Annotated in this window: 5 protein-coding genes and 1 tRNA gene; 4 read left to right on the top strand and 2 right to left on the bottom strand. The window is 31.0% G+C overall.

The genetic code is table 11. The features are described from left to right. The first annotated feature begins 154 nt into the window (after positions 1-154). Genes rnr through VFS71_RS18170 form a run of 3 tightly spaced genes read left to right on the top strand, consistent with a single transcriptional unit; the run spans position 155 to position 3,745 of the window. On the top strand, positions 155-2,335 hold the full coding sequence (rnr, locus tag VFS71_RS18180; RefSeq protein ID WP_326403040.1) for a ribonuclease R: 2,181 nt from the start codon (positions 155-157) through the stop codon (positions 2,333-2,335). Positions 2,336-2,374: 39 nt separating this feature from the next. Continuing rightward, on the top strand, positions 2,375-3,040 hold the full coding sequence (locus tag VFS71_RS18175; protein WP_326403039.1) for a head GIN domain-containing protein: 666 nt from the start codon (positions 2,375-2,377) through the stop codon (positions 3,038-3,040). Between the two features lie 27 nt (positions 3,041-3,067). Continuing rightward, on the top strand, positions 3,068-3,745 hold the full coding sequence (locus VFS71_RS18170; RefSeq protein WP_326403038.1) for a LysE family translocator: 678 nt from the start codon (positions 3,068-3,070) through the stop codon (positions 3,743-3,745). Between the two features lie 242 nt (positions 3,746-3,987). Here VFS71_RS18170 and VFS71_RS18165 read toward each other — a convergent pair. After that, positions 3,988-4,058: transfer RNA gene (locus tag VFS71_RS18165), tRNA-Cys, on the bottom strand. A gap of 84 nt (positions 4,059-4,142) precedes the next feature. Beyond that, positions 4,143-4,511, bottom strand: a complete 369-nt coding sequence (gene folB, locus VFS71_RS18160) for a dihydroneopterin aldolase (RefSeq protein WP_326403037.1) — start codon at positions 4,509-4,511, stop codon at positions 4,143-4,145. A gap of 238 nt (positions 4,512-4,749) precedes the next feature. Here folB and VFS71_RS18155 point away from each other — a divergent pair. Beyond that, positions 4,750-5,238 (top strand): glutamate--tRNA ligase family protein (locus VFS71_RS18155; protein WP_326403036.1); only part of this gene is annotated, 489 nt, incomplete at its 3' end.

Below are 5,238 nucleotides of genomic sequence, written 5' to 3'. Positions count from 1 at the left end.
ATTTCATGTGGATAATTAAAAATAGCTATCGTTTTAAAGTCTTTCATTTTGAATTTTTTATAAATGTAGTAAAGTTATTATTAGTTTAAAACTCTAAGTAGAATAAGGAATAGTGAATACAATTTTGTAATTTTAGACTTTTAAGAAAAGATACATGAGTAAAAGATTAAGAAAGCCGATAAAAAAAGGGAAAGATTTCTCAGATAAAATTATAAAAATATTATCGCAAAGTGCCAATAAAGCCTTTAATTATAAGCAAATTGCTGCCAAATTAGAATTAGACGACACCCAAAGCCGTAATGAAATCATTAAAGATTTAAAGATTTTGGCAGCTTCAAAGAAAATTATAGAATCCGAACCAGGGAAATATTTAATAAAAGCAACAAGTAAAGAGTATTACGAAGGAACAATTGATATGACCGGTCGTAAAACCGCTTATTTTATTTGTCCGGAATTTGAAGAAGATGTTTTTATTCCAAGTAATAATTTAAATCACGCCTTAGATAAAGATACCGTAAAAGTGTATGTTTATAATAAAAGAAGCGGTAGAAGAGCTGAAGGTGAAGTGATTGAAGTGATTGAACGGTATAAAACAGATTTTGTTGGGGTTATTGATATTCAAAAGAATTTTTCTTTTGTTTCGACAGCCAATCCAAAGATGTACACCGATATTTTTATTCCAAAAGATAAAATAGGAGAGGCAGAGCAAGGGGATGTGGTTTTGGTTCATATCGAAGATTGGCCTTCAAGAGCCGATAGTCCTTTTGGAAAAGTGGTGAAAGTTCTTGGAAAACCAGGTGAACATGATACTGAAATTCACGCCATTTTAGCCGAATATGGTTTACCTGCTGAGTTTCCTATTGAAGTGGAAACATTTGCCCAAAAAATTGATACCTCGATTGAAGCCAGTGAAATAGCCAAGCGCCGAGATATGCGCGATACATTGACTTTTACGATTGACCCAAAAGATGCTAAAGATTTTGATGATGCTTTGTCTTTCAAAAAGTTAGAAAATGGTAATTACGAAATTGGTATTCACATTGCCGATGTTTCCTATTATCTTGAAGAAGGAACAATACTGGATGATGAGGCTTATCAAAGAGCAACATCGGTTTATTTGGTGGATAGGGTAGTGCCAATGTTACCGGAAGTTCTTTCTAATTTTGCCTGTTCGTTGCGCCCTCAAGAAGAAAAATATACGTTCTCAGCTATTTTCGAAATTACAGAAACTAGTAAAGTCGTAAATCAATGGTTTGGTAGAACTGTAATTTACTCTGATCAGCGTTTCGCTTACGAAGAAGCTCAATACATCATAGAAACTAAAGATAATACGATTCCAATAGAAACTTCTATTACAGGAAGTTCCTATGTGGTTTCTGATGAAATCGTTGCTGCTACTTTAAAAATGGATCAGTTGGCTAAAATATTCAGAAGAAACAGAATGAATGAAGGTGCTATTTCTTTTGATAAAGTTGAAGTAAAATTCAACTTAGATCAAGATGGAGAACCAGAAGGAGTTTATTTTAAAATAGCCAAAGATGCCAATCATTTGATTGAAGAATTCATGTTATTAGCCAATCGAAAAGTGGCTGAATATATTGGTAAACAAAAGAAAACCTTTGTTTATAGAATACATGATGAACCAAATGAGGATAAATTAATAGCAATGCAAAATGTCATTGCTAAGTTTGGTTACAAGATCGATTTTAGAAATAAAGGAGATATTTCTAAATCATTGAATGCTTTGATGGAAGAAGTAAATGGAAAAAAAGAACAAAATCTAATTGATACTCTCGCAATTAGAGCTATGAGTAAAGCCAAATATTCTACGGATAATATTGGTCATTATGGATTGGCATTTGATTATTATTCACATTTTACATCGCCTATTCGTCGTTATCCCGACGTTATGGTTCATCGTTTATTGCAGTATTATTTGGATGGAGGAAAATCGGTTGATGAAGAATTGTATGAAACTAAATGTTTGCATTCTTCAACGATGGAAGGTTTAGCTACTAATGCCGAAAGAGATTCCATCAAATATATGCAGGTAAAATACATGCAAAACCATAATGACCAGGAATTCCTAGGAGTTATTTCTGGAGTTACCGAATGGGGAATTTATGTTGAAATTATAGAAAATAAATGTGAAGGTATGGTAAGAACCCGTGATATAAAAGAGGATTATTATACTTTTGATGAAAAACAATATGCCTTGATAGGTGCCAATTCTAATCGATTATTACAACTTGGTGATGAGATTTATGTAACTGTTAAAAATGCCGATTTAGTTAAGAAACAATTGGATTTCAATTTTATTAGAAGGAGCGAATAAGATTTTAAAATAGACATATTAACAATTAAATTTTTTGAAATGAAAAGAATAATTTTAGTAGGTTTGGTATTTATGGCACAATTCACTTTTGCGCAAACTACGATAGCTCTTGGAGATTTTACGGATCTAAAAGTATTTGATAAGTTGAGTGTAACTTTAATAGCTTCCAATGAAAATAAAGCTGAGATAACTGGAACCAGTCAAAGTAAAGTGGAAATTGTTAATAAAAATGGGCTTTTAAAAATAAGAATGCCTTTGACAAAAATGATGACTGGAGATGAAGCAAAAGTGACTTTATATTTTAAAAAAATTCAAAGTATAGATGCCAATGAAGGTAGTTCTGTAATTTGTGCAGATACTTTTAAACAAACAACCTTTGATCTAGGAACGCAGGAAGGAGCTCAGATAACAGTTTCATTAGATGTTGATAAAACCTCTATTAAAGCCTTTTCAGGAGGAATTGTTACTGTGACAGGTAAAGCGGTCACTCAATCGGTTTCTATTAATTCTGGAGGTATTTTAAAAGCAAATGAATTAGAAACTTCCCAAACTACCGTACATATTTCTGCAGGGGGAAGTGCGGACATAAAAGCCAGCATGCTTGTTGATGCCAAAGTCAAAGCAGGTGGTACAGTTACAATCTATGGCAAACCAAAGGAATTAAGACAAGAAACTCTAATGGGTGGAAGCATTATTCAGAAATAATTTTTAATTTTTTAAAGTCATTTTTTAATGATAAACGATATTTTAACTGGTATTCCTTGGGGAGTTCTATTGAGTTTTATGATTGGCCCTGTTTTTTTTATTTTACTTGAAACAAGTATAATTAAAGGATTTAGAGCTGCTTTAGTTTTTGATTTAGGTGTTGTTTTAGGAGATGTTTTTTTTATAACAATTGCTTATTTAGGTAGTTATAGATTGATTCAAAGTTTAAATGATAATTCTTCCTTGTTTATTTTCGGAGGTTTTATTATGATGGCTTATGGATTTGTTTCTTTCTTAGGAACTAAAAAAGAAAAGAAAGTAAATACTAAAACAATTGATAATGAGATTATAAAAAAGAATTATCTGGGTCTTTTTTTCAAAGGTTTTTTTCTAAATATTATTAACATTGGTGTACTTGGTTTTTGGTTAGCCGTTATTATTTCAGTTGGACCAAAATTAGAAATGGAAACCTCGAGAGTGCTTACATTTTTCATCTCAGTAATTATTACTTATTTAAGTATTGATTGCATAAAAATAGCTTTGGCTAAGCAATTGAAACACAAAATGACACCAAAAAATATTTATAAAATCAAAAGAGGAATTAGTGTTGTTCTAATGATTTTTGGACTGGTTTTAATCTTTCAAGGTTGGTTTCCAGAGGAAAAACAAATGGTAAAAAATGCTTTCGAAAAAATAGACAAGTAAATTTTCTATAAGATTAAAAAAAGGAACTATTATTTAGTTCCTTTTTTTTGTTTCTTTTTTTTGGTGAATTGTATAGATTTGAAGATTGTATTTACTTCATTTTTAGAAAAAATAATATAAAAAAAAACCTCTAAATTGCTTTAGAGGTTTTAAGCATCGTCTGGATTCGAACTATATCTTTATCTAATTTTTTCTAAAAATTAAACATAAAAAAAACCTCTAAATTGCTTTAGAGGTTTTAGAGGCATCGTCCGGATTCGAACCGGAGTAGGAGCTTTTGCAGAGCCCAGCCTAGCCGCTCGGCCACGACGCCATTCCTGAACGGATGGCAAAAGTAACTTAAAATTTTAAAGTTTAAAAGTTTAAAGTTAACTTTTTTCTATTTTTATAACAATTGTTACAATTTAAAATAACGCTCTTCTTCCATTTCTATGGTAACCGCTTCTACATCACCACCTATAGGAGGATTAATTTTTGAAACAGCAACTTTAATTTTTGAAACAGTTTCTAGTTCTGCCAGGCCTCTATCTATAATTCTTTTGGCTACATGCTCTAGTAAATTGGAACGAATAGCCATTTCTTCTACCACAATTTTATTTAAATGTACATAATCTACTGTATCTTTCAAGTTATCGGACTCAGAAGAATGTTTCAAATTGGTTCTTATTTCCAAATCTACACTGTAATCAGAGCCTATTTTTCCTTCTTCTATCAAACAGCCGTGGTATGAAAAAGTGCGTATGTTTTTTAATCTTATTGTTCCCATTTTTTTATTTTTTCAGTAATTAATTCATGTTTAAAAGCGTAATGATTTTAAACTTTAATAGTTATAATAACATTCCTTTTCATCGATTTTCACATCTTGAATAACCTCTTTTTTATTCCAAAACATTAAGTATTTATACAAATGTATTAAAAATTGACAACTGTTTTTTCTTTAAAGTCTATTATCTTATTGTCTATTATCTGTCATCTATTTTTTATCTTTGCTAAAATTTATAAAAATGGCATCAGAAGAGAAATCACTTCATTTTATTGAACAAATTATAGAAGACAGTTTAGCAAACGGTTTTCCACAAGATAAATTACGCTTTCGTTTTCCACCAGAGCCAAATGGATATTTGCACATTGGACATGCCAAATCAATTTGTCTTAATTTTGGTTTAGGTCTAAAATACAATGCGCCAGTAAACTTGCGTTTTGATGATACTAATCCAGCCAAAGAAGAGCAGGAATATGTTGATGCCATCAAAGAAGATTTAAAATGGTTGGGTTTCAATTGGTCTGAAGAATTGTATTCATCTGATTATTTCCATCAATTATACGATTGGGCAGTTACTATGATTAAAAAGGGTAAAGCCTATGTTGATAGTCAGTCTTCTGAAGATATGGCAACTCAAAAAGGTACACCTACTCAACCAGGTGTTGATGGACCTTATAGAAACCGTTCTATAGAAGAAAATTTAGCTCTTTTTGAAGGAATGAAAAATGGT

The organism is Flavobacterium sp. (assembly GCF_035760125.1).
Taxonomy (GTDB): Bacteria; Bacteroidota; Bacteroidia; order Flavobacteriales; family Flavobacteriaceae; genus Flavobacterium.
Note: the sequence above shows the minus strand (reverse complement) of the source record. Positions and strands in the feature narration are given on the sequence as shown.